The organism is Streptomyces sp. AA4 (assembly GCF_000158875.1).
Classification (GTDB): domain Bacteria; phylum Actinomycetota; class Actinomycetes; order Mycobacteriales; family Pseudonocardiaceae; genus Amycolatopsis.
Genome location: NZ_GG657746.1, coordinates 3,333,173 through 3,357,216, shown reverse-complemented (window position 1 = coordinate 3,357,216; position 24,044 = coordinate 3,333,173). Strand labels below are relative to the sequence as shown.

General features: G+C 71.9%; 25 protein-coding genes and 1 pseudogene. 12 read left to right on the top strand and 14 right to left on the bottom strand.

Annotated features, from left to right (window positions below; genetic code table 11):
* Window positions 1-38: 38 nt before the first annotated feature.
* Window positions 39-944 carry a hypothetical protein gene (locus tag SSMG_RS15725; protein ID WP_009077380.1) on the bottom strand — a complete coding sequence of 302 codons (906 nt, stop codon included), beginning with the start codon at window positions 942-944 and terminating at the stop codon, window positions 39-41.
* A gap of 312 nt (window positions 945-1,256) precedes the next feature.
* Between SSMG_RS15725 and SSMG_RS15720 the strand changes: the two genes are divergently transcribed.
* Together SSMG_RS15720 and SSMG_RS43450 are read left to right on the top strand one after the other, a co-directional pair.
* Complete coding sequence (locus tag SSMG_RS15720; RefSeq protein ID WP_037713801.1) at window positions 1,257-2,867, top strand: amidohydrolase; 1,611 nt, start codon at window positions 1,257-1,259, stop codon at window positions 2,865-2,867.
* 94 nt (window positions 2,868-2,961) lie between these two features.
* Window positions 2,962-3,222: pseudogene (locus SSMG_RS43450) on the top strand (GNAT family N-acetyltransferase); the annotation flags it as partial.
* Between the two features lie 104 nt (window positions 3,223-3,326).
* Here SSMG_RS43450 and SSMG_RS15715 read toward each other — a convergent pair.
* A complete protein-coding gene (locus SSMG_RS15715; protein WP_037713798.1) occupies window positions 3,327-4,367 on the bottom strand; it encodes a cation diffusion facilitator family transporter in 1,041 nt (346 codons plus the stop codon).
* A 110-nt stretch (window positions 4,368-4,477) separates the two neighbouring features.
* On the opposite strand from SSMG_RS15715, the gene SSMG_RS15710 reads away from it, so the two are divergent.
* Window positions 4,478-4,858 carry a metalloregulator ArsR/SmtB family transcription factor gene (locus SSMG_RS15710; RefSeq protein ID WP_009077375.1) on the top strand — a complete coding sequence of 127 codons (381 nt, stop codon included), beginning with the start codon at window positions 4,478-4,480 and terminating at the stop codon, window positions 4,856-4,858.
* Between the two features lies 1 nt (window position 4,859).
* Here SSMG_RS15710 and SSMG_RS15705 read toward each other — a convergent pair whose 3' ends face one another.
* Window positions 4,860-5,234: a DUF2267 domain-containing protein gene (locus tag SSMG_RS15705; protein WP_009077371.1), complete on the bottom strand. Its 375-nt coding sequence runs from the start codon at window positions 5,232-5,234 to the stop codon at window positions 4,860-4,862.
* Between the two features lie 84 nt (window positions 5,235-5,318).
* Between SSMG_RS15705 and SSMG_RS15700 the strand changes: the two genes are divergently transcribed.
* From SSMG_RS15700 to SSMG_RS15690, 3 genes are all read left to right on the top strand, one after another.
* Window positions 5,319-5,675, top strand: a complete 357-nt coding sequence (locus tag SSMG_RS15700; RefSeq protein ID WP_037713796.1) for a hypothetical protein — start codon at window positions 5,319-5,321, stop codon at window positions 5,673-5,675.
* 65 nt (window positions 5,676-5,740) lie between these two features.
* Window positions 5,741-6,109, top strand: coding sequence for a hypothetical protein (locus SSMG_RS46930; protein WP_009077369.1), 369 nt, complete (start codon window positions 5,741-5,743; stop codon window positions 6,107-6,109).
* Between the two features lie 64 nt (window positions 6,110-6,173).
* Window positions 6,174-6,587 (top strand): DUF4383 domain-containing protein, encoded by a 414-nt coding sequence (locus tag SSMG_RS15690; RefSeq protein WP_009077367.1) that lies wholly within the window; start codon window positions 6,174-6,176, stop codon window positions 6,585-6,587.
* On the opposite strand, the gene SSMG_RS15685 is transcribed toward SSMG_RS15690, so the two are convergent.
* The 3 genes from SSMG_RS15685 to SSMG_RS46925 are packed head-to-tail and all read right to left on the bottom strand — an operon-like array spanning window position 6,584 to window position 9,887.
* The gene (locus tag SSMG_RS15685) at window positions 6,584-7,408 is read right to left on the bottom strand and encodes an SDR family oxidoreductase (protein WP_009077365.1); all 825 of its coding nucleotides are present in this window, start codon (window positions 7,406-7,408) and stop codon (window positions 6,584-6,586) included. The genes SSMG_RS15690 and SSMG_RS15685 overlap by 4 nt on opposite strands.
* 20 nt (window positions 7,409-7,428) lie before the next feature.
* A complete protein-coding gene (locus SSMG_RS15680; RefSeq protein ID WP_009077362.1) occupies window positions 7,429-8,430 on the bottom strand; it encodes a glycosyltransferase family 9 protein in 1,002 nt (333 codons plus the stop codon).
* On the bottom strand, window positions 8,427-9,887 hold the full coding sequence (locus SSMG_RS46925) for an HAD-IIIA family hydrolase (RefSeq protein WP_009077360.1): 1,461 nt from the start codon (window positions 9,885-9,887) through the stop codon (window positions 8,427-8,429). Before SSMG_RS46925 ends, SSMG_RS15680 begins: the two co-directional genes overlap by 4 nt.
* 96 nt (window positions 9,888-9,983) lie before the next feature.
* Here SSMG_RS46925 and SSMG_RS15670 point away from each other — a divergent pair, with 96 nt between their 5' ends.
* From SSMG_RS15670 to SSMG_RS15660, 3 genes are read left to right on the top strand one after another with little or no spacing between them, the layout of a single operon-like run.
* Entirely contained in the window at window positions 9,984-11,354 is a 1,371-nt protein-coding gene (locus SSMG_RS15670; RefSeq protein WP_009077357.1) for an aldehyde dehydrogenase, read from the top strand.
* Window positions 11,351-12,427 (top strand): aromatic acid exporter family protein, encoded by a 1,077-nt coding sequence (locus SSMG_RS15665; RefSeq protein ID WP_009077355.1) that lies wholly within the window; start codon window positions 11,351-11,353, stop codon window positions 12,425-12,427. The genes SSMG_RS15670 and SSMG_RS15665 overlap by 4 nt, the downstream gene beginning before the upstream one ends.
* A 32-nt stretch (window positions 12,428-12,459) precedes the next feature.
* Complete coding sequence (locus SSMG_RS15660; protein WP_009077353.1) at window positions 12,460-13,509, top strand: NAD-dependent epimerase/dehydratase family protein; 1,050 nt, start codon at window positions 12,460-12,462, stop codon at window positions 13,507-13,509.
* A gap of 38 nt (window positions 13,510-13,547) precedes the next feature.
* Here SSMG_RS15660 and SSMG_RS15655 read toward each other — a convergent pair whose 3' ends face one another.
* The 8 genes from SSMG_RS15655 to SSMG_RS15620 all read right to left on the bottom strand — a co-directional run bounded on the left by SSMG_RS15655 (window position 13,548) and on the right by SSMG_RS15620 (window position 21,898).
* Complete coding sequence (locus tag SSMG_RS15655) at window positions 13,548-14,087, bottom strand: flavodoxin family protein (RefSeq protein ID WP_234392872.1); 540 nt, start codon at window positions 14,085-14,087, stop codon at window positions 13,548-13,550.
* Entirely contained in the window at window positions 14,011-15,447 is a 1,437-nt protein-coding gene (locus SSMG_RS15650) for a UDP-glucose/GDP-mannose dehydrogenase family protein (protein WP_009077350.1), read from the bottom strand. The genes SSMG_RS15655 and SSMG_RS15650 overlap by 77 nt, the downstream gene beginning before the upstream one ends.
* Window positions 15,440-16,378 carry a glycosyltransferase family 9 protein gene (locus tag SSMG_RS15645; RefSeq protein ID WP_009077349.1) on the bottom strand — a complete coding sequence of 313 codons (939 nt, stop codon included), beginning with the start codon at window positions 16,376-16,378 and terminating at the stop codon, window positions 15,440-15,442. Before SSMG_RS15645 ends, SSMG_RS15650 begins: the two co-directional genes overlap by 8 nt.
* A 28-nt stretch (window positions 16,379-16,406) precedes the next feature.
* Window positions 16,407-17,093: an SDR family oxidoreductase gene (locus SSMG_RS15640; RefSeq protein WP_037713794.1), complete on the bottom strand. Its 687-nt coding sequence runs from the start codon at window positions 17,091-17,093 to the stop codon at window positions 16,407-16,409.
* 17 nt (window positions 17,094-17,110) lie between these two features.
* Window positions 17,111-18,484, bottom strand: coding sequence for a PfkB family carbohydrate kinase (locus tag SSMG_RS15635; protein ID WP_009077345.1), 1,374 nt, complete (start codon window positions 18,482-18,484; stop codon window positions 17,111-17,113).
* The gene (locus tag SSMG_RS15630) at window positions 18,481-19,041 is read right to left on the bottom strand and encodes an SIS domain-containing protein (protein ID WP_009077343.1); all 561 of its coding nucleotides are present in this window, start codon (window positions 19,039-19,041) and stop codon (window positions 18,481-18,483) included. The genes SSMG_RS15635 and SSMG_RS15630 overlap by 4 nt, the downstream gene beginning before the upstream one ends.
* Before the next feature lie 20 nt (window positions 19,042-19,061).
* Window positions 19,062-20,696: a carbamoyltransferase C-terminal domain-containing protein gene (locus SSMG_RS15625; RefSeq protein ID WP_009077342.1), complete on the bottom strand. Its 1,635-nt coding sequence runs from the start codon at window positions 20,694-20,696 to the stop codon at window positions 19,062-19,064.
* A gap of 257 nt (window positions 20,697-20,953) precedes the next feature.
* Window positions 20,954-21,898 (bottom strand): NAD-dependent epimerase/dehydratase family protein, encoded by a 945-nt coding sequence (locus SSMG_RS15620; RefSeq protein ID WP_009077337.1) that lies wholly within the window; start codon window positions 21,896-21,898, stop codon window positions 20,954-20,956.
* Window positions 21,899-21,960: 62 nt separating this feature from the next.
* On the opposite strand from SSMG_RS15620, the gene SSMG_RS44315 reads away from it, so the two are divergent.
* The 3 genes from SSMG_RS44315 to SSMG_RS15605 all read left to right on the top strand — a co-directional run.
* On the top strand, window positions 21,961-22,830 hold the full coding sequence (locus SSMG_RS44315) for a polysaccharide pyruvyl transferase family protein (protein WP_009077338.1): 870 nt from the start codon (window positions 21,961-21,963) through the stop codon (window positions 22,828-22,830).
* The gene (locus tag SSMG_RS15610; RefSeq protein ID WP_009077340.1) at window positions 22,827-23,681 is read left to right on the top strand and encodes a glycosyltransferase family 2 protein; all 855 of its coding nucleotides are present in this window, start codon (window positions 22,827-22,829) and stop codon (window positions 23,679-23,681) included. The genes SSMG_RS44315 and SSMG_RS15610 overlap by 4 nt, the downstream gene beginning before the upstream one ends.
* Window positions 23,678-24,044 (top strand): glycosyltransferase family 2 protein (locus SSMG_RS15605; RefSeq protein WP_199785913.1); only part of this gene is annotated, 367 nt, incomplete at its 3' end. The genes SSMG_RS15610 and SSMG_RS15605, both read left to right, overlap by 4 nt.

The following is a 24,044-nucleotide window of genomic DNA, read 5'->3' as shown; positions in this document are numbered from 1 at the left end:
CACAACTTCGCGGCGAACTGCTGGTCCGGACGCGCGATTCAGGCCTGCGGAGCCTTCGACGCCTTCCGCACTACGCGCCGCCCGTCCGCGCGCAGCATCGACCCGAAGCGCGAGCGCGCCTCCGCCGCCAGTTCGGCACCGAGGTCCGCCTCGAAGCGACCCGCCGGCACCGCGATCCGCAACCGATCGCCGTGCGCGCCAAGACCGGTGATCCGATTCCGGGCCACCGCCAGCAGCTGCACCCCGTGCGTCAACGGCCGCCGGCCCAGCACGTGGCGGACCACGACCAGTTCGTGGCGCGTGAGCACGACGAACGCCGCCGGGCGGGATTGCTGCCACAGCCAGCGTCGCGGGAGTTCCGGTTCCGCACCCAGGTAGCGCGTCTGCCGGGGATGTCCGAGGGCCACCAACGGCGACGCCGGGAGCCGGTCCCAGCCGAGAGAAGGCGGGCCCGCGTGCGCCGGTTCCGGGGCGCCGGGACGGTGTGCGCGCGACCGCACGTGCGTCACCAGGTCGGCCACCGCGGGCCAGGCCCACGAGCGGTAGCGGAAAACCAGTGTCGTCCGGACGCCGGTTAGCACCAGGCACGCGTGTTTCCCCGCCATCGCGTGGTCGACCGCGATCAGCTCCGGGTACGGGATCGCGCCGACGATACGCGGGTACGGCAGGTCGTCGACCCACAGCGCCACCCCGCGCGCGCCCGCGCCCAGCGCCTGCTCCGGCGTCCACACCACGCCGTCGTCCGACGGCCGGGTCGCCGACGGGGCCAGGACCACCTCGCCCGGGCCGATCAGGTCCGCGAGATCCTCCGCCGCCGCGCCCGGCCGGGACCAGCGGGAGGGCGGTTTGGTGTCGAGCCGGTCGGCGAGATCGCGCCCGACGCGGATCTCCCACGGCTCGGCCGCGGCGCCGAGCGCGGCCCGCGCTCCACCGATGCCGGACATGCGAGCCTCCTGCCGCCGCGGGAGCCGGGCCGGGTGCCCTGTGCTTCCAGCGTATACACCGCCGCGGGGCCGGTTCTCATTCCGGAGTCCGGCCCGCTGCGACCTAGATCACCCGTTTGCCGCAGCCTCGGCCGCCTGCTTTCCGGCTCGTCCCGGAGGGCAGCTCATGCCGGTCCTGGGCGCGGTTCGGCGGGCTCGCATCCTGCGCCCTCGCCGGTCCCACCCCTAGAATCGGCGGTGCGGCACCGTGGCCACACCGTCCTTTGTGGACACAACGCCGCGCGGTCAGCCGTCGACCCTGGAGGGAACCTCGTGTCCGCACCGGAATCCGTGCAGATCGTCACCGCCCGGCGCATCGTGACCATGGCGGGCGCCGAACCTCCGGCCTTCGCGATGCGCGGCGAACGGATCGTCGCGCACGGCAGCGTCGCCGACCTGCGCGGCGAGTTCCCGGCGGCGCAGCTGCACGATTTCGGCGACGCCACCGTCGTCCCCGGTTTCAACGACGCCCACCAGCACCCGACCGTCGTGGCCGCGCAATCGCTGCAGGTCGACCTCTCGCCGGCGCGGATCCGCTCGACCGCCGACCTCGCCGCGGCCCTGCGCGAACGAGCCGCCGCGACGCCGCCCGGCGACTGGGTCATCGGCTGCGGCTACGACGCGTTCCGCAGCAACGGCGGCCGCGAACTCACCCGCGCCGAACTGGACGAGGCCTGCCCGGACCACCCGGTCCTCGTCGTGCACGTGACGCTGCACGCCGGCGTCCTCAACTCCCCCGGCCTCGCCCTCGCCGGTCTCGCCGACTCGAGCGAACCCCCGCCCGGCGGCCACCTCGGCCGCGACGCCGCCGGCCGCCTCGACGGCGTCATCCACGACCAAGCCCTCTACGACCTCGCGTTCCCCGCTTTCACGCCGCGCCCGACGATCGTGCGGGACCCGCCCACCGAGGTACTGGCCGCCGCCTTCGCCCGGCACGCCGCCGCGCTGCACGCCGCGGGCATCACCTCGGTCGGCGACGCGCTGGTCGGCCGCACCGAATGGCAGGTCCTCCGCCATCTGGCCGACCAGAACCAGCTCACGCTCCGGGTGAACGCGCTGGCCGCCTACGACCACTTCGACTACTTCCGCGCCCTCCCCGACTCGCCGCTCACCCCGGAAACGCGGCTGCGCCTCGGCGGGGTCAAGACCTTCGCCGACGGTGCCGTCAACGGCGGGACCTGCCTGGTCGAGCAGCCCATCGAAGGCACCGACAGCTACGGTTTGGAGCGCGTCAGCGCCGCCGAACTGGCCGACACCGTGCGGCACGTGCACGACGCCGGATGGCGAGTCTGCGTGCACGCCAACGGCGACCGCGCGATCCGCCGCGTTCTCGACGCCGTCGACCAAGCCCAAGCCGCCAACCCGCGGCCGGATCCGCGACACCGCATCGAACACTGTTCCATCATCGACGACGAGATCCTGAAACGCATGCGCGACCACGGCATGGTCGCGGTGCCGTTCGCGAACTACGCCGCCGCGCACGGGGACAAACTGACCCAGTACTACGGGGAGGAGCGCGTCGAGCGGATGTTCGCCCACCGCTCGATGCTCGACGCCGGTGTCGCGGTGGCCGGTTCGTCCGACCATCCCTGCGGGCCGTTCCCGCCGTTGTACGCACTGCGCAGCTGCGTGACGCGCCGGGCCCCGGACGGCGAGTTGTTCGGGCCTTCGCAGCGGATCAGCCTGGAGGCCGCGTTGGGGATCTATACGACCGGTTCGGCTTACGCGTCTGGCGAGGAGGGGACGAAGGGCCAGCTGGCGCCGGGATTTCTGGCTGATTTCGCGGTGCTGGCGGAGGATCCGTTCACGGCCGATCCGGAGACGCTGGACCAAGTGCAGGTACGGGAAACGTGGGTCGGCGGGGAGCGGGTCTGGGCGGCCTGAGTTATTGGCGGAAATTCGATATTTGCCAGATAACTCGCTCGCGATAGCGTTTTCTTCATGAACGCTGTCGTCCGCCGCGCCACGCCCGAATCCTGTGCCTGCTGGCGTTCTCCCCTTCGGTGCCGCGGTCGGCCACCTGATCGGCCGGATCCGCCGCGCCGACCCACTCCGACCGAGGGCGGTGGTCGGCGTGCTGGAGAGCCTGCGCGTCGATCCCGCCCATCGGGAAACCGGCGTCGCTACTGCTTTGACGGAGGAGTTCTTCGGGTGGGCAAGGGAATCCGGGGCGAATCAGGTCAGCGTCACGGCTTATGCGGGTAATGAAACTGCTGTCCGGTTTTACCGGGGGTGTGGATTCAGCCCGTTCGAGTTGACTCTGCACGCACGCACGTCGTTAGCACCAGAACCCCGTACGGGGACACCGCGTTTCGCCAGGAAAGCCGATCGGTCGATCCCCCGTCAGCCGTGGTGGACCGCTTCCGCACCCACCGCCGGTTCGACATGCACTGCCGCCGCGGTCAGGCGGGGGACCGTGGTGATCAGCTGGTGTTCCAAGCTGTGCGCCAGTTCGTGCGCCTGCTCGACGGTGAGCGTGTTGCCGACCTGGATGGCGAGTTCCGCGCGCAGGCTGTGGCCGATCCAGCGCATCCGGACTTCCCGGACGCCTTCCACTCCGGGCACCGCCGCGGCTGTTCGTTCGGCCAGTTCGACTGTCGCCGGGTCGACGGCGTCCATCAGGCGCCGGAAGACTTCCTTCGCCGCGTCGCGCAGGACGAACAGGATCGCGACCGTGATCAGCAGGCCGATCACCGGGTCCGCCGCGGGGAAGCCGAGGGCGACGCCGATCGCGCCCAGCACGACCGCCAGCGAGGTGAAGCCGTCGGTGCGGGCGTGCAGGCCGTCGGCGACCAAGGCTGCCGAGCCGATTTCGCGGCCGACCGTGATGCGGTACCTGGCGACGAGTTCGTTTCCGGCGAAGCCGACCAGGCCCGCCGCGGCGAGCACCCAGAGCTGCTGCACCGGGTGCGGGTGCAGCAGGCGGTCGATGGCTTCGTAGGCGGCCAGCGCGGCGGATCCGGCGATGATCAGCACCACGACGACTCCGGCCAGGTCCTCGGCACGGCCAAGGCCGTAGGTGTAGCGGCGGGTCGCGGCGCGGCGGCCCAGCGCGAAGGCGATGCCCAGCGGAAGGGCGGTGAGGGCGTCGGCGAAGTTGTGGATGGTGTCGCCCAGCAGCGCTACCGAACCGGTGACCGCCACCAGGGCCAGCTGGATGACCGCCGTGCCGAACAGGGCGGCGAAGGACCAGATCAGCGCCCGGATGCCGCGTCGGCTGGTTTCGAGGGCGGTGTCGAGGCGGTCGGCGCTGTCGTGGCTGTGCGGGGTGAGGAAGTGCTTGACGCGGTGCCGCCAGCTCTCGTGCCCGTGCCCGTGCCCATGGCCATGACCATGCCCGTGACCGTGCCCCGCCTGCGGACGGTCCTGACGCGCCTCTGCCATCGAACGACTCCTGGAATCTGCGAACCCGGACCGGCGCGAACGCCCCGGCCGACTGCCAGCATACCTGCGCAGATGCGCAGGTAGCCAAGAAGGGGCGGTAGCATCGGGGCATGCACTCCTCCCTGCCGGACTTCGACATGCCCTCCGACGAGCAGGTCCACCTGGCCGCGGAAAGCTTCCGCCTGCTCTCCGACCCGACGCGGATCAAGGTGCTGTGGGCGCTCCTGCAGGGGGAATCGTCGGTCGCCTGCCTCGCCGAACTGGCCGGGGCCGCGCCGACCGCGGTCAGCCAGCATCTGGCGAAGCTGCGGCTCGCGGGCCTGGTGAAGGGCCGCCGCGAGGGGACGTTCGTGTACTACTCCGCCGCCGACGAGCACGTCCGCGGCCTGCTGGCCCAGGCGCTGCACCACGCCGACCACGTCGACCGCGACATCCCGGGCGAGCCCGGCGGCCACACCCAGCCGCACCGGCCCCGCATGCGGAACGCCTGAGTCAGGCGACCCGCTCCCCCACCAGCTGCCGCAACGGTTCCGGCAGGACGTCCCAGACCTCGTCCGCCACCTGCACCGTCTCGCGGCCCAGCACAGCGAGCACCACTCCGGCCCGATGCACCGCCTCCGGGTCCGCCAGCTCCGCCCGGTCCGCGATCCGCCCGACGAAATCCTGCAGTTCGAAACGTTCCCCGCTCCCGCGGCCCGGGCGCAGGTCGTCCGCCAGTTCGATCGGCAGCTGCACGGCCAGGCTCGCCGCCGCCTCCGGGGAAATCCGCTCGGCCAGCGTCCGCAGCACCGCGTGCGCGACCCGTACGGCGTCGCGGGCGTCTGCGAGGCAGGCCCGCCTCCGGATCAGTTCGACGATTTCGTTCATCGTCCCCGGATACCCGGCACGACCGTCCGCAACCGGTCCGCGACCGTCCGGTTAGCCGTGGCGCCACCGGGTATCAGCCGTTCCATGGACCATTCAGCGACGTCTCCCGCACCGGCCGAGCAGGCGCAGACCGCGCTGCGCCGGCTCCGTCGCGAAGCCGGCGCCGGCGGCTACGACTCGCCCGCCGAGCTGTACCGGACGCTCGGCCTGCTGAGCCTCCTCGCCGACGACCTCTCCGAACTCCTCCCCGATTTGTCCGCCCAGCTCGAAGAAGCACTCCTCGCCGGGCGGGTGCGGCACGATTCCGACGACGCGCAGGCCGCCTGCGACGCGGTCGCCTCGGCCGCGCACAGCATTTCGGTCGCGCGGTTCACCGCGCTCCTGGTCGGACAGGAAATCCAGAAAGCGCAGACCGCGATCCGCGACCTCGCCGCCGCCTGACCCCGTTTTGTCCCGTTCCTTCCGGGTACCCGGCGGCACAAGCGCTGCACGGAGAAAGGAGCACCATGCCCGACAGCGATCCGGCCGAGCCCGAAACGCTCGATCAGTCCGAATCTCTCGACGAGGACGAACTGCGGGTCGACCCGCTGGAGGCCGGCATCGAGCCGCCAGAACGCTGGAGCCCGGCGGTCCAGCGGGCCACGACCCCCGCCGAGGCGCGCGAAGGCGAGCCGCTCGAGCGCAGGCTCGCCGAGGAACGGCCGGACGTCCAGCCCGTGCCGAACCCGCCCGACGACGAAACGCTCGCCCGGGCGGAGGCGGAGCGCGCGGCGGCCCCGGACGAGGACCTTCCGCAGCGCCGGGCAGACCCGGACCCGGACGAACAGGCCGACCAGGCCGGTGGTTCCGTCGCGAAGTCGCTTCGAGAGTACTAGCCCGGGAAGTTGTCGGGCCATAACGGAAAAGCACGGCTAGCGGCCGTGGCGGAAAGGAGTCCCCATGCCGGCGGTCACGACTCGTTCCTGGGCCCGTCCGGTCGTCGCCGTGCTCGGGCTGGTCTACCTGGTGCTCGGCATCGCCGGGTTCTTCGTCCCGGCAACCGCGCACGGCGGCCACGACACCACCCGCGTGATCTGGCTGTTCAGTTCCAGCACAGTCCTGAACATCGTCCACACCGCACTGGGGCTGCTCGGTCTTTTGGCCGCACGCAAGCTTTCCGGCGCCGTCGCGTACTGCTGGGTGCTGTTCGTGGCGTTCACCGGGTTGACCGCGTACGGGATTCTGGCGACGGCGTTCAGCACCGCACGCGACGACCCGGTGAACCTCAACTGGGCGGACAACTGGCTGCACGGGCTCACCGCGCTCGTCGCCCTGGCCGTCGCGATCAGCGGCAGCCGCACCGAACGGGCTTAAGGACGCCGCCAGCTGTTGTCCGGGAAAGCCGTACCGGCCTGCGCGCCCATGCGCATCAGCCCGCCGTCGACCACCAAGGACGCACCCGTGATGTACCCCGCCGCGGGGGTGGCCAGGAAAGCCACCGCCGCGGCGACTTCCCGGGCGTGCCCGGGACGGCCCAACGGGATTCCCGGACGGTCCTGCGCACGCGGATCCGCATCGGTCTGACCGGTCATCGGAGTGGAGATCTCACCGGGAGCAACGGAATTGACCGTGATCCCGTGCTCGGCGAGTTCGAGGGCGAGCACCTGGGTCAGCGCGCCCGCACCGGCTTTCGCCGCGCAGTACGGAGCGGCGCCGACGCGAGGCACGTGTTCGTGGACGCTGGTGATCGTGATGATCCGGCCGCCGCGGCCGGCGTCGATCATGTGTCGCGCGGCGCGTTGCGAGCACACGAAAACACCGTGCAGGTCGACGTCCACGACCTTGCGCCAGGTGTCGAAGTCCATGTTCATCGCTAGTTCGCTGCTACCGGTCCCGGAGCAGTTCACCAGGACGTCGACGCCGCCGAGTTCGTCCGCGAGGTCGTCCACGACGCTCGCCGCCGTCGGCAGGTCGGTCAGGTCGAGTTGCCGCACGTGTGCGGCCACTCCCTGTTCCCTGGCCTCGGCGGCGGTCTCCTCCGCTCCGGTTTCGTCGGTGTGCCAGGTGATTCCGACGTCCACTCCCCCGCCCGCGAGCGCGACCGCCACTGCGCGGCCGATGCCGGAGTCCGCGCCGGTCACCACCGCCGTGCGCGGGCCGTCGGCCTCCTCGGGCAACGGTGCTGGGTCCACCATGATTCTCCTTTCCTCGCGAGTCACGCGGTCACCCGGCGGCTCGGCCGCTTGGCCAGTTCCTCCACCGCGGCCACCACTTCCGCCGGGTCGATGCCGTCCAGGCACGGATGGCCGGGGACCGGACAGGTCCGCGCCCGGCTGCCCCGGCACGGCGCGTGCTGATCGCCGAGCAAGGCCGCCGGAACTCCGAACGGCGCCCAGCGCGCGGCGGGAACCACCGGCGCGAACAGCGACACCACCGGGGTTCCGACTGCCGCGGCCAGGTGCGCCGGACCGGTGTTAGGGGCGACAACGGCCTCCGCGCCGGCCAGCACCGCGGCCAGTTCGGGCAGCGTCGTGCGGCCGCTCAGGTCGACGTCGGCGGTCATTCCTTCCGGCTTCGCGCCGGTCACGACGACGCGGTGCCCGGCCGCGGTCAGTGCGTCCACGATCCGTCCACTGTGGACCGGCGAGGGGCTGCGCGCCGGGACCGAGGCCGTCGGATGGACCACCACGTAGTCGCCGATTCCGGTCAGCGCGGAGACCTCCGGCAGCGGACGGCGGACCGCGAGCCGTCCGTCGTCGCCAGGCGGCAGCGGATACCCGGCGGCTTGCACGAGCGACAGCATCCGCAGCGCCTCCGGCGGATCGCCCGGCACGCGGTGGCGCAGGTCGAGGAGGCTGCCCGGGTAGTCGTCGCAGATCGCGCCGATCCACGGCACGCCAGCCAGGCGCAGGATCAGCGCGAGCGGCAGCGGCGACTGGTGGAACGAGGTGAACACGAAGGCCGCGTCGAATCCGGCGAGCTGTTCGGCGAGGGCGTCGACGGACGGGCGGGTCAGCGGCGGCGGATCGGGGTCGATCCACGGCGCGCGGAAGACCCGTACCTCGTCCACGCCGGGCAGCAGCTCACCGGCGGCCGCGCCGTGCGGTCCGGCCAGAAGGGCGACGTGGTCGGCCTGGTCGGCGACCGCCCGGATCGCAGGACCGGCCAGCAGGACGTCGCCGAGATTGTCCTGCCGGGCCACCAGAACGCGCTTCACGTGCCGACTCCGGCCTGGCGCAGCGCGTCCGCGAGATCTCGCGCGACCAGCGCCTCTTGCCGCGCGCGAGCGATCTCGGCGGGCAACGTTCGAGCGGTCGGCACCAGCACCGCGCGCGCACCGGCGGCGAGACCCGCGTCGACGTCCGCGCCGGTGTCGCCGATGACGACGCACCGCGCGGGATCGACCCGCAGTTCCTTCGCCGCTCGCCGGACGAGTTCCGGGGAAGGTTTGCGACAGCCGCAGCCGTCGCCGGCGTCGTGCGGGCAGACCTGCCAGGTGCCGAACTCGCCGAACAACTCCTCCACGCGGGCGTTCACCGCGTCGAGCTGAACCGGTTCGATCAGTCCTTTCGCGACTCCGGACTGATTGCTCACCACACCTACCCGGACGCCTTTCCGCCGGAGCTCCCGCACGAGGCCGACCGCTCCGTCGACCGGCCGGACCTGCTCCGGATCCGACAGGTAAGGGACGTCGTGGATCAGCGTGTCGTCGCGGTCAAACAGCACTGCCTGCGGCGCGAGGGAACGGCGCGCGGCGATTTCCCCGCGGAGCCGGTGGTAGCAGGCGGCGGGCGGGATCAGCACGCTCGTCACCAGCATGCGCGCGATCTCGCCGGGCGTGGCTGGCCCGGAACGGATGCGTTGCACGGCGAAGGCACCGGTCAACCCGGCCCAGGCCGCCAAGGCGAGGCGACGCTTCCGGGGCGCGAGCGCGGCGACAGCGGTGGCGACGGTCAGCGCGTGCCGTCCCAGCATTCCGCTGCCCTCGCCGGTTCGCTGCCGCCAAAGGACGCCATGCTTGTACCGCATGCGCGCGTTGTCCGCGTTGCCTCGCTGGGCTTTGACGCTGGCGAAGAATCCCGAACGGCGCGCGGGATGGGTCGTGACCCGTTCGCCGCGTTCGATGCGGTGTCCTTTGAGGACAACGCGCAGGGCCAGGTCGGAGTCTTCCCGGAACGCACGCGGGAAACGCTCGTCGAAACCGCCGGTCTCGACCAGCGCGGACCGCCGGTAAGCCATGTCCGCGGTGATCCAGCGCGCGGTTTCCAGTCCGGCGGTGCCGCGTTCGTCGTCCGTGGGCTTCCGGTTTTCCGGCAACGGAACCACGATCCTGGCCTGCGACGCGGCGGCTTCCGGCGGCAGCCGGGCGAGGTCGGCGACCAGCTGGACGGGCCAGTCGGCGGCGAGGACCACGTCGTCGTCCACGAAAGCGATCCACTCGGACTTCGCCGCACGCCAGCCGACATTCCGCGCGGCCGCCGGGCCCCGGCCGCACGAGCGCAGCACCCGGACGCCCTCGGGCGCCTCCAGCGCGGTCCCTTGTGGACGGTCGTCGACCACGATGACCTCGGCTGGGCCGGGGCCCTCGGCGGCCACGAGCGTGTCCAGCAGGGTCCGCAGCGCGGGGCGGCCGGTCGTCGGGATCACCACGGAGTAGTCCGGGAAAGTGTTCACCGGCCCGGTTTACCCCGCATCCGCGCAGGCAAACGGAACGCATGACAGCACGTACGCCGGGGTACCCGCAGCGCGACCGACTTACCAGGAGGTGCGATGACCACGCTCGACGACCGGGCCGCCACGCTCGCGATCACCGACCCGGCCGACGGGAGCCCGGTCGGCGCGGTCCCGATGGCCAGCCCGGACGAACTCGACGCCGCGCTCGGCCTCGCGCACCGGGCGCAGCCGGGCTGGGGCCGGACCCCGGCCGCCGAGCGCGGCGCGGCCCTGCGTGCCGCCGCGGACCGGCTGCGCGCGCACGCCGACGACCTGGCCGAGATCAACCGGCGCGAAACCGGCCGTCCGCTCGAGGAGGCCAAGGCCGGGGTGCTCGCCGGAGCCGGGACCCTCGACCAGTACTCCGAACTGGGCCCGGTGCATCGCGGCCGCAGCCTGCTCGGGGATTTCGCGGCCACCGATCTGATGGTCCCGGAACCGCGCGGGGTGGTGGTCGCGCTGACGCCGTGGAACGACCCGGTCGCTGTCTCGTGCGGGCTCATCGGCGCGGCCGTCGTCACCGGAAACACCGTGGTGCACAAGCCGAGCGAACGGTGTCCGCACACCGGAACGCTGTTCGGCGAGGTCTTGGCCGGAGTCTTTCCCGAGGGGGTGCTGCAGACCGTGCACGGCGACGGCCGGATCGGCGCGGTGCTGGCCGCGCGGAGCGATGTGGACGTCCTCGCGCACGTCGGCAGCACCGCCACCGGCCGGTCGATCGCCGCGAGCGCGGCCGCGACCGGAGCGAAGGCGCTCCTGGAGAACGGCGGCAACGACCCGCTCGTGGTGGACGAGGACGTGGACCCGCGCTGGGCGGCGGAGCAGGCCGCGCTCGGCGCGTTCGCGAACTCCGGGCAGATTTGCGTCGCGGTGGAACGGATTTACGTGCACCGCGCGCTAGCCGAGGCGTTCACCGAAGCACTTGTCGAAATCGCCCGGGAGAAGAAGCTCGCTCCGCTGGTCGACCCGAGGCACCGCGATCACGTACATTCGCACGTGGAGAACGCCGTATCGCTGGGGGCCGCGATCCGCACCGGGGGCGAGATCCCGCCCGGGCCAGGCGCGCATTACCCCGCGACGGTCCTCACCGGATGCACCAGCCAGATGCGCGTGATGCGCGAGGAAACCTTCGGACCGGTCGCGCCGTTGTGCGTGGTGGATTCCTTCGAACACGGGCTGGCCGAGGCCGCGAACGACGATTACGGGCTCGCGGCGACCGTGCTTACCGCGTCGATGGAACACGCGCAGCACGCGTGGCGGGAGCTGGCAGTCGGAACGGTCAAGGTGAACGCCGTGTTCGGCGGCGCGCCGGGCGGGGCGGCCCAGCCGCGGCGCGGCAGCGGATCCGGCTACGGATACGGTCCCGAACTGCTCGACGAGATGACCCAGACCAAGCTCGTCCACCTGGGCGCGCCCGTACGCGCGTGACGCCCAGACTCGATCGCACGCCGCTGGGCTGGGCGGCTCGCGCGATCCGCGTGCCCGGCAGCGAGCGACGCACCGCGCTGCAGACCGCCAAGGCGACCGTCGCCGCCGTCGCGGCCTGGCTGCTCGCCACGAAGGTGATCGGGCTGTCCCAGCCGTTCCTCGCGCCGTACGCGGCGGTTTTCCTGGTGGAAGCCACCGTGTACCGGAGCCTGCTCGGGTGGGCGCAGCAGGTCGGCGCGGTCACGCTCGGCGTGCTGCTCGCGGCCGGCGTGTCGCAGGTGGTGTCCGAGCAGACGGTCACGCTGGCCATCGTGGTCTTCGTCGGGTTGCTGATCGGCTCGTGGCGGCGGCTCGGCGGTTCCGGCGTGTGGGTCGGGGTGACCGGGATGCTGCTGGTCACCTACGGGACCGCACGCAGTTCGGAACTGCTCGGCGACCGGCTGCTGGAAACCGCGCTCGGCGCCGCGATCGGGCTGGCGGTCAACGTGCTGATCTTCCCTCCGCTGTACGGCGAACGCGTCGCCGCCGCGGCCGATCGGCTCGCGTCCGCGCTCGCCGGGCTGCTGGAGGACACCGCCGAGCTGGTGCGGGCCGACGAGCCGCCGGAGAATCTGGACGAATGGCTCGGCAAGATCAGCGACGTGCGCAGTCTCGCGCGGGCGGCCGAGGACGCTTCCGGGCTCACCCGGGAAGGCCGGTTTCTCAACCTGCGCAAGCGAAGCCGGCATTCCGGAGAGCGGCACGAGTACTCGCTGCGGACGCTGGGTGCGTTGTGGCCGCCGGTCGAGCAGCTGGTCGAGGCAGTGCGTACGACGTCGGAGGGGCGCGAGCCGTTCGTCTATCCGTGGCCGAAGGCCCGCGAGGCGCTCGCCGACCTGTTGCGGGAACTCGCCTCCGCGGTGCGGGATGCCGCGGTTCCGGGTCGCGACGTCGATCTGGAGCGCTGCCGTTCGCTGGTGGGCCAGGTCGAGGACCGGCTGGTGTCGTCGGACGACGGCGTGACCGCGACGCTCGGGCTCGGCGCGATGGCGTTGCCGGTCCGGCGGCTGTTGCGGCAGCTGGACCAGCACTGATTGACCGCGACTCCGGCGGGTACCCGGGCCCGATGACTTCCCGACGGATCGCGGTGACCGGCGCGACCGGCAACATCGGCACCGCGACAGTGCGCGCGCTGGCGGCCGACCCCGAGGTCGAGGCGATCACCGGCCTCGAACGGCGTCCGGCGGGCATTCCGCCGCCGAAGACGGAGTACGTCGGCGTCGACGTCGCGCACGACGAGCTGACTCCCGTGCTGCGCGACGCCGACACGGTGGTCCATCTGGCGTGGCTGTTCCAGCCGACCCATCGCCCGGACCTCACCTGGGAGGCGAACGTCCGCGGCTCGCTCCGGGTGTTCGAGGCCGCGGCCGCGGCAGGGGTGTCGACGCTGGTGGTGGCCTCCTCGGTCGGGGCCTACTCCCCCGCTTCCGACGACCGCCCGGTCACCGAGGACTATCCGACGCACGGCTGGCCAGGTGCGGCGTATCCGCGCGAAAAGGCTTACGTAGAGCGGCTTCTGGACTCCTTCGAACGGACGCATCCGGAGATCCGGGTGGTGCGGGTGCGGCCCGGGTTCGTCTTCCAGCGCACGGCGTCGACCGAGCAACGGCGGTTGTTCGCCGGACCGTTCGTGCCGGGCAGCCTGCTCCGGCCGGGCCTCGTGCCGATCGTGCCGGACATCCCGGGCCTGCGGTTCCAGGTCGTGCACGCCGACGATCTCGCCGACGCCATCCGCCGCTGCGTCCTGCGGCCGGTCTCCGGGGCGTTCAACATCGCGACGGAACCGGTGGTAGACCCTCGGCTGCTGGCCCGGCTGCTGCGCGCGCGGCGGGTGCCGGTCCCGGCCGGTTTGGTCAAGCCCGCGCTCGCCGCGGCCTGGCGAATGCATCTGGTGCCCGCGACGCCGGGGCTTTTCGACACGGTGCTGCGGCTGCCGGTGATGGATACCGCACGGGCGCGGTCCGAGTTGGAGTGGCAGCCGACGTGGTCCGCGGAGGCGACCGTCCAGGAGTTTCTGCACGGGTTGCGGCAGGGGAAAGGCGGAGGCACCCCGCCGTTGGCTCCGGACGAGCATCGCGGGCACGAGATCGCTACGGGGGTCGGGCAACGGCCGTAAGGGCCGGGCTGCTCCTCGGGCAGCCCGGCCAGCAGGGGTCACGAAGCCGGGTACTGCTGTTTCCCCAGCAACTCCGCCAGGTGCACCGCGTTCCGCACCAGCGTCGCGTTGGTCGACGCGACCGCCTCGGGCGTCTCGTCCAAGTCCTGGTAGTCGCCGCCCTGCATGGCTTCCCCGTTCCAGTACGTGCCGCCCTGGGCCGGGATGGTGAAGCCGATGTCGTTGAGGGACTGGAAAAGATCCGCGGTGATCTTGTGCGCGCCGTCCTCGTTGCCGACCACCGCGACGACGCCGACCTTGCCGAACATGCCCGGGCGGCCCTCGTCGTCGGTCTCGGACTGTTCGGCGTTCAGCCGTTCCACGACCCGCTGCGCGATGCTCGACATGTGCCCGACCCAGGTCGGCGTCGAGATCAGCACGATGTCCGCGGCGTTGACCTTGCGCCGGATTTCCGGCCATTCGTCGCCGTCGCCCATGTCGGTCTCGATGCCGGGGCGCACGTCATGGTCGGCCACCCGGACCAGTTCGCCGGTCACCCCCCGTTCCGCGAACAGGTCGAGCAGCTGCCGGGCGATCAGGTCGCTGCTGGAGCGGTCCGGCGAGCGCTTGAGGGTGCAGCCGAGGGCGAGAACACGCATCAGGAACCTCCACAGGGGTGCCGACGCCGATCCGGGCGAACCCGGCCTCGGCGAGCACGGTCGGATCGAGCACATTGCGGGTGTCGACCACGACCGGCCGGTCCGCCGCTTCGGCGAGCCGGCACCAGTCGAGGTCGCGGAACTCCGGCCATTCGGTGAGAACGGCCAGCGCGGCCGCGTCTTTCGCGACCAGATAGGGGTCGTCCACGACGGTCGCACCGTCCATTTCGGACTGGACAGCCGGGTCGTAGGCGGTGACCTCGGCGCCCTGCCGGACCAGTTCGGCCGCGACGGCGACCGCCGGGGAATCGCGGACGTCGCCGGTGCCCGCTTTGAACGCCAGGCCCAGAACGCCGACGCGGACGCCGTCGAGCGGACCGTCCGGCCGACCGGTCGCGGCCGTCCGGATCGCGCGGACCATGCGCGTGCGCTGCCGGGCGTTCACCCGCACCGCGTCGCGCAGCAGGCCGAACTCGACGCCCGCCGAATCCGCTGCCCGCAACAGCGCGCTCGCGTCCTTCGGCAGGCACGACCCGCCCCAGCCGGGTCCGGGGGCCAGGAAGTGCGGGCCGATCCGCGGGTCGAGGCCCATCACCGCGGCGACGTCGCGGACATCCGCACCGCACTGTTCGCACAGTTCGGCCAGGGTGTTGGCGTACGACGCCTTCACCGCGAGGAAGCCGTTGCTGGCGTATTTGGCCAGCTCGGCGCTCGCGCTGCTCGTGCGCACCACCCTGGCTTCGGTCGGCGCGTAGAGGAGCGCGACCCGGTCCGCGGCGGGCGAATCCGGCGGATCAGCGCCGACGACCACGCGGTCCGGGCACCGGAAATCGTGCACGACATGGCCTTCGCGCAGGAATTCCGGATTGCTGACCACCGGAAGGTCCGCGCGGCCGAGGCAGTCGGGAATCCGTTGCGCGGTCCCGACCGGCACGGTCGATTTCGTCACCACGATCGTGCCCGGCGCGAGCACGCGGCCAAGGTCGCCGAGGGCGCTGCGCAGCGCGCGCAGGTCCGGGGCGCCGTCTTCGCCCGGCGGGGTCGGCAGGCACAGGAACACGATCGTCGACCCGGCGACGGCGGCGAAATCCCCGGAGAAGGCCAGCGTGCCCTCTCGGAGCCCTTCGGAGACCAATTCCGGCAGCCCCGGTTCGGCGAGGTCGACTTCCCCGTTCCGGAGCCGGGAAACCTTGGCCTCGTCGATGTCTACAGTGGACACTTGATGGCCCATCGCGGCGAAGCAGGCCGCCGTCGTGAGCCCGACGTAGCCCGCACCGAGGACGCCGATCCGCTCAGCCATGCGACACCCCCTCCCGCAGCACCGATTGCGCCGCCGCCAGCACGCGATCCGTGCTCAGCAACAGCAATCCGGCGTCCGGTTCGGCGCCGTGCGGATCGCCGACGTCGCCGACCCACAGCACGACGTGCTGCGGAACGTCCGGCGGCGGACCCCAGCAGCGGGGCGGCGTCGGACCGAAGAGCAGGACGGACGGCGTGCCGAAAGCGGTCGCGAGGTGCCCGACGCCGGTGTCGCCGCACACCACGAGCGCCGCTTCCGCGACGAGCGCGGCCAGTTCGGCCAGCCCGGTCTGTCCGGCGAGCACCGCGTCCGCGCCCAGCCCGACCCGGCGCGCGACCTCCTCCGCCAGCCCGCGCTCGGCCGCCGATCCGGTGAATACCACGCGATGTCCGGCCGCGGCCAGCTCGCGCGCCACCTCCGCGAACCGCTCCGGCGGCCAGCGCCGGGCGGGAAACGCCGCGCCCGGATGCACGACGACGGCCCCCGGCGCCGGACTCGGCCCGGGCGGCGGGGAAATCCGCAGGTCGCGCCGGTCGGCTGGGCACTGGCCGTACTCGACCAGCCGGCACCAGCGGTCGACCTCGTGGAGGCCCGGCGTCCAGTCCAGGCCCGGGATCTCCGGGACGGCCCGGTTGCGGTGGGTGAGCAGCGTGCCCGGCAGGACGGCCATCAGGTCGCGGATGCTCTCCGGGCCGTTGCCGTGCAGGTTCACCGCCAGCCGCGGCGGCGGACCCGGCCAGCGCAGGACGCCGAGCCCGGGGGTGGGCAGCAGTTCGTCCACCGCGTCGACCAGTTCGACCAGGTCCCGGAGCCAGGCGGGCGCGGCGAGCACCAGCCGTTCTTCCGGATGAGCCTGGCGCAGGCCGCGCAGGGCGGGGACCGCGGTGAGCAGGTCGCCGATGCCCAGGGCGCGCAGAGCCAGGATGCTCATGGCCGGGCCTCCTCCGCGATTCGGCGGCTCACGGCCACGACCCCTCCTCCGAAGCGCACACGACCAGTTCCCGCACCTCCGCGTCCGGCGGCTGGCCGAGCGCGAACGCGATCGTTCCGGCGACATGTTCCGGCCGGTTCAGCTTCGCGTCCGCGGGCGGGCGGTACTGCTCCGTCCGGTCGTCGAAGAAGCGGGTCCACATCCCGCCCGGGACGAGCAGCGTCACGCCGACGCGGCCCGCCAGCTCCGCGGCCAGCGCGCGCGTGAAGCCGACCACGCCGAATTTCGACGCGCAGTATGCGGTCGCGTCGCTGACGGCCTTGATGCCGAGCGTCGAGGACACCGTGACGATCCGGCCGTGCGACTGCTCCAGGTACGGCAGCGCGGCGCGCACCACGGCGACCGTGCCGAGGAGGTTCACGTGCACGACTCGCTCCCAGTCCTTCGCCGGGACCTCGCCGAGCGGACCGCACGCGTCGATCCCCGCCGCGGTCACCACGCCGTCGAGACCGCCCGCTCTTTCGGCCACCTCGCGGACGGCTGCCTCGGCCGCGCCGGAGTCCGCGAGGTCGACCTGCACGAATTCCACTCCGTCGGCGGGTTCGGCACGGTCCAGCACCCAGGGGGTGCCGCCCTCCGCGCGGACCGCCTCGACGGTCGCGGCGCCGAGACCGGACGCGCCGCCGGTGATCAGGACGTTGCCAAGAGAACGCATCAGACTCCCTCGAAGATTCACTGGCCGGCCGCGGCGGCGACCAGCCTCGTCGTCGAATAGCCGGGCAGGGTCGGCACCAGCACGACCTCGCCGCCGTGCCGTTCGACCACCGCCCGTTCGGGCAGCTCCGCCTCGGCGTAATCGCCGCCCTTGACCCAGACGTCCGGCCGCAGCCGTTCCAGGATCGCGACCGGGGACGATTCGTCGAAGACCGCCACCGCGTCCACCACGGACAGTGCGGTCAGCAGGCGTGCCCGGTCCGGCGCGGACAACAGCGGACGTCCCGGGCCTTTCAGCCGGCGGACGGAACTGTCCGAGTTCACGCACACCACCAGGGCGTCGCCGAGAGCGCGCGCCTGGCGCAGCAGGCTGACGTGGCCGGGGTGCAGAAGGTCGAAACAACCCCCGGTCGCGACGAGCCGTCCACCGGCCGCGCGGACCCGTTCCGCTACCGCGAAAGCGTTTCCGGCCGAGAAATCCGGAGTGTCCACACTGGACTCAGCGGCGCGGTCTTCCTCAATGGACAGTGCACTGGCCCCGCCCGCGGCGACAAACCGCGCTGCCGCCTCGACCGCAACGCGCACTGCGTCCGCAATCGGAGCACCGTCGAGCAAGCCAGCTGCCGCAGCCGCCGCGAACCGATCGCCCGCGCCGCAAGTATCCGTGGCGCTGCCGCTGACTTGCGCACCTTCCGGCACCGAAATCCGGCGCACTGACTTACCGTCAGCCACCAAGGCGCCTCGGGAACCGATAGTCACGGCGACCGCGTCCGCGCTCCAGCGTTCACGCAGCAGACCCGGCATCTCGAGCGCGTCCGGAACCACTGCGGTGGCCTCGCTGGCGTTCGGCGTGACCAGCCGCGTTCCCGGCACCGGCTCGGTCCCGCGCGGATGCGGGTCCCACACCACCGGGATCTCGTCCGCCAGCTCGGTCAGCACTTCCCGCAGCCGCTGGTTCCGCGTCATGCCCCGGCCGTAGTCGGACACCAGGATCGCCCCGGCACCGCGCAACGCGCGCTCGGCACGGTCCGGCAGGCCGTCCGCGGACGCGACGCCTTCGCCGGAATCCAAGCGCACCAACGATTGCCCCGCCGCGCGGATCCGCGTCTTCGACACGGTGCGGCCCTCCAGCGGGACCGGCACCAGCGTCACTTCCGGTTCGAGCAGCCCGGCGAGCGTGCGGGCGGAACGATCGTCGCCGAGTGCGGTCACGAGAACCACCTCAGCGGTCGACCGGGCTGCCAGCACGGCGGCGAGACCTGCTCCGCCAGCGCGCAGCCACCGGCGGGTCACGTCGACGACCGGGACGGGCGCGTCCGGGCAGAGCCGTTCCGCGACGCCCTCGGCATCCACGTCGAGGAATACGTCGCCGACCACCACCAGCGGCTTCACGCGGGCACCCCGAGCGCGTCGTCCAAGGCTTCGCACAACGCGTGCACCAGCGCCAGATGCAGTTCCTGCACGGTGGCCGTGCTCGGCGCGTCGACCGCCACCGCGTCGTCGCACAACGCGGCGAGCGGGTTCGGCGCCGGTCCGGTGAACGCCCAGGTGGTCACGCCGATTTCCTGCGCCGCTTTCGCCGCCGCGACGACGTTTTGGCTGGTGCCGCTGGTCGACAGGCAGACGAGCACGTCGCCGGGCCGTCCGTGGGCGCGGACCTGGCGGGCGAACAACTCCGCTTCGTCGTAGTCGTTGCCGATCGCGGTCAGCGCCGAGGTGTCGGCGTGCAGCGCGATTGCCGACAGGGGACGGCGTTCGCGGCGGAACCGGCCGACCAGCTCGCCGGTCAGGTGCTGCGCTTCGGCGGCGCTCCCGCCGTTGCCGCACGCGAGCAACCGCCCGCCGTCTTCGAAAACACTGGCCAGATGGGTTCCCCACGCGGCAATGCGCGGCGTGGCGAAACGCAATCGTTGCGCGGCCGAGCACAAGTCGGCGAAGTGGTCTGCCATGACGGCACCTCCTCAGAAAGTCAGCGGTTCCGGTGACGCCGGACCACGAACGGACCTAACGCCAGAACATCCACCGGAGCCGAACCGAAACACTCCAACGCGTCGCGCGGAGAATCGACCATCGGCCGCCCCGCGGTGTTCAGGCTGGTATTGACGACGACCGGAAGCCCGGTCCGGTGCGCGAATCCGGAAAGCACGCGCGCGGTTCGCGGATCGTCTGTCGGGTCGACGGTTTGCACCCGGGCGGTACCGTCCACATGGGTCACCGCGGGCAGCCGCTCGCGCCACTCGTCGGCGACGTCGTGCACGAAAAGCATGTAGGGACTGGGAAACGGGCCGCGCGAGAAGATCTCCTCCGCGCGGTCGGCGAGCACCATCGGGGCCACCGGGCGGAATTGCTCGCGGCCCTTCACGTCGTTGAGCCGCTCCAGATTCCCGGCGCGACCGGGGTGCGCGAGCAGCGACCGGTGCCCGAGCGCACGCGGGCCGAACTCGGCGCGGCCTTGGAACCAGGCCACGATCTGGTCGTCAGCCAGTGCGTCCGCCACCGCGTCCGAGACGTCGTCCGGTCGTTCGTAGTCCAGTTTCGCCTTCTGCAGAATGGCTTCCAGCTCGGCGTCGGTCCACTCGCGACCGAGCGCGGCGCCGGACATCGGTTCGATCCGCTCGCCCGCGTCGGCCGCCAGCTGAAGCGCGGCTCCGAGCGCGGTCCCGGCGTCTCCGGCGGCGGGCTGGATCCAGACGGATTCGAACGGGCTTTCCGCGTGCAGCCGGGTGTTGGCCACGCAGTTGAGCGCGATGCCGCCGGCCAGGGTCAACCTCCGGTGCCCGGTCTGGTCGTGCAGCCAGCGGGCGAGGTCGAGGAGCACTTCTTCCAGGACATGCTGGACACTGGACGCGAGATCCGCGTGCCGCCGCGTCGGTTCCTCGCCCGGCGCACAGCGCGGCGCGAGAGCGGACCAGTCGATCAGCTCAGTGCGAAATCCTCCATCGCCGGTCACGTAGACGCGCTCGCGGAGATAATCGAGATGCACCGGTCCGCCGTAGGACGCCAGCGCCATCACTTTGTACTCGTCGCTCGACCGCGCGAAGCCCAAATGTTCGGTAAGATCCTCGTAGCACAGACCGAGCGAGTGCGGAAGCTTTTGCGCGGCAAGCTCTTTGAACCGTCCGTCGCGATACTCGCCGGCCAGGTACGACGTGCTTTCGCCGCGTCCGTCCGCGACCAGCACCGCGGTGTCGCCCGGCGGCCCGGCCAGCGCGGCCGACGCGGCGTGCGCGACGTGGTGCCGGACGAACCGGGCCTTCCGCTGGTCCAATCCGGGCAGTTCGCTGGCGAGGAATTTCGGGGCGCGGCGGGCGAATTCAGTCCGCAATTCCTCGCCGCTGGGATCGTGTCCGGCGAGGCCGGGTTCGACCAGGTCCGGATCGTAGGAAAACCCCACCGCGTCGAGGTCCGCCGCGGTGAGCCCGGCCCGCTCGAGGCACCAGCGCGCGGCCTGCCCCGGCTGTTCCCACGCCGAGAACGGCACCGCCTGCTTGCCGTGCTTGCGCCGGCTGAACCGCTCTTCCTCGGCCGCCGCGACGATCCGGCCGTCGACGACCAGCGCGGCGGCGGGGTCGTGGAACACCGCGTTGATTCCCAGGAAGCGCACCCGCTCATCCCCTCTCCCCGCCGGGCGGACCCCGGTGGCCCGCCGTCCCGGAAGCACTACCCGGCGAAGTCGGGGATAAACGAAGCAGCCGGAAAAGCCCAGGACGTCGCTACTCACCGAAGCGACACCCCGGTTTCAAGCGGCCGCGACCTGCCGAGCCAGCGAAATGCTCGCACCGCGGCGTCGACATGCATCATCGGAGAAGACGCCCGGCGAAGGCGGGAGCACGTCGCCGTTCCCCCGACACCACCACCGTCTCACGCAGCCGCGACCTGCCGCGCCGCGAACCAGTCCACCGTCCGCCGCAACCCCTCCCCCGCAGCGACCCGCGGGGACCAGCCGAGCACTTGCCGGGCCAGCGAAATGTCCGGGCACCGCCGCCGCGGATCGTCCACCGCTGCCTCGACATGCACGATCCGCGAGGACGACTGGGTAATCGCGATCACCCGTTCCGCGATCTCGCGCACCGAAAGCTCATGCGGGTTGCCGATATTCACCGGTCCGGGGTAGCCCGACCGCGCCAACGCGAGCAAACCGTCGACGGTGTCGTCCACATAACACAACGAGCGCGTCTGCCGTCCGCTGCCTTCGACGGTCAGCGGTTCCCCCGCGAGCGCCTTGGTGATGAAGGACGGCACCATCCGCCCGTCGTCGGCTCGCATGCCGGGGCCGTAGGTGTTGAAGATCCGCGCGATCCCGGTGTCCGCGCCCTTCTCCCGGCGCATCGCGCTGGTCAACGCCTCGGCATAGCGTTTGGCCTCGTCGTACACACTGCGCGGCCCGATCGGATTCACGTTGCCCCAATAGGTTTCGCGCTGCGGATGCTGCAGCGGGTCGCCGTACACCTCGCTGGTGGACGCGAGAACGAACCGTGCCCCGCGCGCCGCGGCGAGGGCGTTCTCGGTGCCGGCCGAACCCACGCGCAGCGTCTCGAGCGGCAGCCGGTAATAGTCCCGGGGAGACGCTGGCGAGGCCAGGTGGAACACCACGTCGACCGCCCCCGGGACCGGGATCGGCCTGGTCACGTCGTGCTCCAGCAACCGGAACCGCGGATGTCGGGCGACGGCGTCGAGCGCGCCGGGGCGGGCCGTCGCGAGGTTGTCCACTGCGGTCACTCTCGCGCCCTCTTCGAGCAGTTTCGCGCACAGCCGCGCGCCTACGAATCCGGCTCCGCCGGTGACTACCGCGTGGGAGAAAGCCATGTCGCGCGGGATACCCTTGCCACGCCGCGTTAACCACCGCGACTCACGGGTAACCGCCGGGCATGCGAGTACTCCTGACCGGCTGGGCGAGTTTCGCCCGCGGCGAGGCCACCGCGGGCGACGTGCTGAGTTTGCGCGCGGTGAGCGACGTCCTCACTCAAGCCGGGGTCGACCACCTGACGGTGTGGAGCCCCGCGTTCCGCCCCGAAGGCCCGCACCTGGCCGAAGCCGAGCCGGACGCGTTCACCCACGTCGTCTTCGCCTGCGGACCGTTGCGCGGCACGCAACTGCGCGAGTTGCACCAGCGTTACGCGCACTGCCGACGGCTGGCGATCGGCGTGTCCGTGCCCGATCCAGCCGACCCGGCGGTCACCGGATTCGACCTGGTCCTCCCCCGCGACGACGGCGACGCCTGCGCCGCGGACCTCTCGCTGGCGGCCTGGCTCGAAGCACCGCCGGTAGTCGGCGTGCTGCTCGCGCCGGACCAGCCCGAATACGGCGCGGACCGACGCCACGACACGGTGCACGCGACCCTCGCCGAATGGCTGCGCGACCTCGACTGCGGCCGCGTCCCGCTCGACACCCGCCTCGCCACCGACGACTGGCGGCATTGCGCGACCCCGGACCAGTTCGTGAGCACGCTGTCCCGGATGGACGTGCTGGTCAGCACCCGGCTGCACGGCCTCGCGCTCGGCCTCAAAGCGGGGATCCCGGTGCTCGCCGTCGACCCCGTCGCGCACGGCGGCAAAGTGACCGCCCAGGCACACGCGCTGCGCTGGCCCGCCGTCCTGCCCGCGGACGCCGCCCGCGCCGACCTCGACAAGTGGTTCGACTGGTGCTGCTCCGCCGAAGCCCGCGCCCGGGCCGCCGCGGAACACCCGTTCCCGGGACCGCTCGCCGAACTCGTCGGCGCGCTCAAGGGAATGCCGTGAACCGGACAACCGTCGTCGTGGCCACCCGCAATCGGGCCGGCGAACTGGCCCGCACTCTCAGTGAACTGTCCACAATGGACCCCAAGCCGCCCGTAATCGTCCTGGACAACGGTTCTGCCGATGACACGGCGAAGGTCGCGGCCTCCTTCGAGCAGGTGCGGGTGATCCGAAGCCCGCACAATCACGGTGCTGCGGCGCGCAACCAAGGCGTCATCGCTGCTCAGACGCCGTATGTCGCGTTCAGCGACGACGACTCCTGGTGGGCCTCCGACGCCCTGCGCCGCGCCGAAAACCTCTTCGACGCGCACCCGCGGCTCGGCCTCCTCACCGGCCGGACCCTGGTCGGCCCGCACCAGCGCGAAGACCCCATCACGCCAGCCCTCGCCCACAGTCCATTGGGGACTCCGCCGGACGCGCCCGGCCCGCTCGTGCTGGGGTTCCTCGCCTGCTCCGCGATCGTGCGCAGGTCGGCGTTCCTGCAGGTCGGCGGATTCAGCCCGATGCTCCACTTCGGAGCCGAGGAACAGCTGCTCTCCTACGATCTCGCCGCCGCGGGCTGGCAACTCTGCTACGCGGAAGACGTCGTGGCCCACCATCACCCGTCTTCCGCGCGCCCCTCGCCGGGCTGGCGACAGCGAGCCGAAGCGCGGAACCAACTGCTCATCAGCTGGCAGCGACGACCAGCCGACGTCTGCGCGACCCAGCTGCGGCGGCTGCTCACCCACGCGCGTCGGAACCCAGGTCTGCTCGCCGCACTGGCCGCCGCCGCGGTCCGGCTGCCGCGCGCGCTGGCTCACCGCCGGGTGCTGCCCGCCGCGATCGAACGACAAGCCCGGCTGACGGAGGGATGAGCATGGACCGGACGTCCGTTGTGGTCATCACGCACAACCGCCGCGACCAGCTGCGGGAAACGCTCAAGCACCTGGTCGCGCTGCCGGAGCGGCCGCCGATCCTGGTGGTGGACAACGCGTCCTCCGACGGCACCGCCGACCTGGTCGCCCGCGATTTCCCCTCGCTGCGGCTGATTCGGCTCGACCAGAACCTCGGTGCGGTCGGCCGCAACATCGCGGTCCGCGAGGTGACGACGCCGTACGTGGCGTTCTGCGACGACGACACCACCTGGCAGCCAGGCTCCCTCACCCGCGCCGCCGACGTGCTCGACGCCCACCCCGGCCTCGGCTCGGTGACCGGCCGCTGCCTGGTCGAACCGGACT

Coding starts and splice junctions, on each gene's coding strand:
- SSMG_RS46930 (WP_009077369.1), top strand. CDS start 5,741: ATGCCCGACAGCGATCCGGCCGAGCCCGAAACGCTCGATCAGTCCGAA.
- SSMG_RS15645 (WP_009077349.1), bottom strand. CDS start 16,378: ATGAGCATCCTGGCTCTGCGCGCCCTGGGCATCGGCGACCTGCTCACC.
- SSMG_RS15685 (WP_009077365.1), bottom strand. CDS start 7,408: ATGGTGGACCCAGCACCGTTGCCCGAGGAGGCCGACGGCCCGCGCACG.
- SSMG_RS15710 (WP_009077375.1), top strand. CDS start 4,478: ATGCACTCCTCCCTGCCGGACTTCGACATGCCCTCCGACGAGCAGGTC.
- SSMG_RS15725 (WP_009077380.1), bottom strand. CDS start 944: ATGTCCGGCATCGGTGGAGCGCGGGCCGCGCTCGGCGCCGCGGCCGAG.
- SSMG_RS15705 (WP_009077371.1), bottom strand. CDS start 5,234: ATGAACGAAATCGTCGAACTGATCCGGAGGCGGGCCTGCCTCGCAGAC.
- SSMG_RS15630 (WP_009077343.1), bottom strand. CDS start 19,041: ATGGCAGACCACTTCGCCGACTTGTGCTCGGCCGCGCAACGATTGCGT.
- SSMG_RS15650 (WP_009077350.1), bottom strand. CDS start 15,447: ATGGCTGAGCGGATCGGCGTCCTCGGTGCGGGCTACGTCGGGCTCACG.
- SSMG_RS15620 (WP_009077337.1), bottom strand. CDS start 21,898: ATGGCTTTCTCCCACGCGGTAGTCACCGGCGGAGCCGGATTCGTAGGC.
- SSMG_RS15640 (WP_037713794.1), bottom strand. CDS start 17,093: ATGCGTTCTCTTGGCAACGTCCTGATCACCGGCGGCGCGTCCGGTCTC.
- SSMG_RS15715 (WP_037713798.1), bottom strand. CDS start 4,367: ATGGCAGAGGCGCGTCAGGACCGTCCGCAGGCGGGGCACGGTCACGGG.
- SSMG_RS15690 (WP_009077367.1), top strand. CDS start 6,174: ATGCCGGCGGTCACGACTCGTTCCTGGGCCCGTCCGGTCGTCGCCGTG.
- SSMG_RS15670 (WP_009077357.1), top strand. CDS start 9,984: ATGACCACGCTCGACGACCGGGCCGCCACGCTCGCGATCACCGACCCG.
- SSMG_RS15700 (WP_037713796.1), top strand. CDS start 5,319: ATGGACCATTCAGCGACGTCTCCCGCACCGGCCGAGCAGGCGCAGACC.
- SSMG_RS15660 (WP_009077353.1), top strand. CDS start 12,460: ATGACTTCCCGACGGATCGCGGTGACCGGCGCGACCGGCAACATCGGC.
- SSMG_RS44315 (WP_009077338.1), top strand. CDS start 21,961: ATGCGAGTACTCCTGACCGGCTGGGCGAGTTTCGCCCGCGGCGAGGCC.